The organism is Halomonas sp. LC1 (genome assembly GCF_030247125.1).
In the GTDB taxonomy this organism is placed as follows: domain Bacteria; phylum Pseudomonadota; class Gammaproteobacteria; order Pseudomonadales; family Halomonadaceae; genus Vreelandella.
This window is the reverse complement of sequence record NZ_JASSPG010000017.1, coordinates 1-2,779: the sequence shown is the minus strand read 5'-3', so window position 1 is coordinate 2,779 and position 2,779 is coordinate 1. Positions and strand designations below refer to the sequence as shown.

1 protein-coding gene is annotated in these 2,779 nt (G+C 52.1%); it reads right to left on the bottom strand.

What is annotated here, in order from left to right; translation table 11 throughout:
• The coding region (locus QIT27_RS16960) for a cadherin-like domain-containing protein (RefSeq protein WP_285264490.1) at positions 1-2,779 on the bottom strand (2,779 nt) is incomplete at both ends.

The window sequence follows — 2,779 nt, the reverse complement described above, 5'->3', positions numbered from 1 at the left end:
GGCCCTGAGTAGTAATTTTAACCCGCTCATTCTCCTTATCTGGATCCAGCTTAAGGCTGGCCTCACCGTTTTTCAGGCTACCTGTATAAAAATTATCGCCGTTAAATGCCTTCGCGGAATACCCACTATAAACAATAGAAGATACGTTATTTGGCGATGTATCAGTGAGTTCAAGCGACACACTAGGCGCGTTGGCGACTGCATCGACATTCAACGTTAAGGTATAGCTTTGTTCTGACCAAACAAACCCATCCGATACGCTAAATTCGAACGTTGTATCGGCATCACTGTTGGCGGCAGGTGTAAATTGCAACTTGCCATCATCAATTGCTGCAGCGCTGATTTCGTCGCCTGCCTGAACGATTTCGCCGTTTAGCGTTAATACGCCTGCTTCGGCCTCAGGTAACGTATCGATTCTGATAGTTTCTAGCTGGTCCTCACTATCAGCATCACTAAATTCACCAAAATCGCTTTGGGTTAGTGTCAGCACCTCGTTCTCGTTGGTGACTACTTCGTCATCCGACGACTCAGGGGCGCTATTTGCCATCGCCTCAAGTGCAAAGCTTCCGTTTATGCTGTCGCCATCGGCATCAGTGACTTGGTAATCAAACGCTACGTCACTACTGGCCAATTGCTGATACTGGAAGAATTCCCACTGCCCAGTGGCCGGCGTCAATTGCAGCTGGAACACCAGCTCGCCGTCACCGTCACGCGCCACGATGGCGTTGTCAGTGGTGTCGACGGTAACCGGTGTGCCGTCTTTCAGGGCAACCTCGCTTGCCAATCCGGTCAACGCTAGGCTGCCGGGGCCATCGGCACCGTAATTGACGTCAAGCGAGCTTTCCGCGTAGCCGATCGGCGCACCAGTGGAGCCGGTGAACTCGATGGACGAAACGGTAAAGTCACTGTTGTCGTTGTGGTTCGGACCTTTGCCATTGTCATCGGCTTTAAGCACGATAGTATCGAAGCCGCCATCTTCTACCTGGAAGTTACCTGCATAATTACCACCATCAGCATCTGAGCTAAACTGCTGCGTAGAAATCAGCTCACCGCCACGGTAGAACTCGGCTATGCCCTTTTCTTCCTCTGAGCCATCAAACATCTTGGCAAATTCAATCTTCGCGCCATAGGCAACTTGGCCGTTTTGCAATGCAATGGTCAAGGTTTCCGAGGCTTCGTCATCCGCTGTTTTGCGGAAATCAACTTCGTTGGCCAGGTTATGGTAAGGCGATGCAACGCTGGCAACGCCAAGACCTTGGTCTGACTGGTTAACATCCGCATCGACCAAGTCGAGATCATGGGCACTTTCAAAGCCTTGAGCAGTAACCACGACATTGCCGTCGGCAAAGCTAAAATGCGACTGACTTACGTTGTGACCCGTAAAGTCGACATTGCCTACAAAAATCTCGGGAATGCCTTCATTGGTGACGGTGATCGTGTCGGCTTCTTCCACGGTCGGGGTATCATCATTGAAGTCGATCATCAGCGTGCCGCTCTGGGTATCGCCATCGGCATTTTGCGCTGTGTAGTCAAGCGCTACGCTGGCGTCGTTTTCAGTGTTGTCGCCTTCTTCGCCATCGAGGGCCTCGTGGAGCACATTTTCCAGAAGCGTGACGGTATAGTTGCCAGCGTCATCAAGCTCAACGGTAAAGAGTGCTTCCCCTACACGGCCTTCTTCCGGGCTTTCAGAGATGGTGGCGGTTAAGACATCATCCACCCACTCGTAACTTACCTTCTCCTGCCCTACCGTGGCGGTCTGGCCATCCATGCCAGCAAAGTCGAGTGACTCAGCGCCTGCCACGCCGATCTTGCCGGTGAAGGTAATCTCATCACCGCCTTGACCTTCACGGTCGCCAGTGCCACCGGCAAGGCCATTTTCCAGGCCATCTTCGTCAACCAAGGCTGCCTGGTTATCGTCGAGGGTCAGCGGTATTTCGTAACCCGCCAGATTGCTGGTGGAATCGACAGTCAACGTGGCGTCATCGGTGCCGCCTTCTCCATCCGTGATGGTATAGGTGAAGCTTTCCTGCAACGTAATATCGGTGAGGAAGTAATCGCCACCGTCGCTTTCCACATCGCTATTCTGATAAGCAAGCCCTTCGAACGCGATGTAGCGGAAATCACCTGTTTCGCTAGAGGAGATGTTCACACGGCCGACATTATTGCTACCGTTTTGGTAAACGACATCATCAGGCCCAAAGGTACCACTACCGACTAACTCACCAGACTCGTTATAGGTGTACCAGGCACCACTTTCGCCGCCGTTTTCATTATTGAACAGGTTGGAAACGCCGAAGGAGAAGCCTGCACCTTCGATGCTGTCGCCCATATCGACGACCATGACTTCGCCGTTATCGTTGATCTGCTCGGGTACATCGCTGTATCCATTGCTACCTGCAACGCCAACGCCTTTGTTGGCGGTTACCTGTACACGCTGAAGCGCGGCTGTGTCTAATGTGAAGTTGGCCAGCAGATTATTCTGCAGGTTGTCTTTGCCGTCGCCTTCAACGAAGCCGTAAAGCACGGGCTGCGGTTGATTAGACACGTAGTTATAGCTGCCATCGCTATTTAGCGTCAGCGTGCCGAACTGGCCTTGGATAGATTCACCAACGTTTTCGGCACTACCTTCGACTGCGGTAACCGTCAGCGGGTCGTTATCCGTGTCGGAGTCATTAGCCAATACACCCTCTATCGCTTCAACGGTCAAGGTCTCATCGAAAGTAACCTCATTGCTATCGTTTTGAGCATCTGGGGGATTGTTTCTATCCTCGTCGTCCAC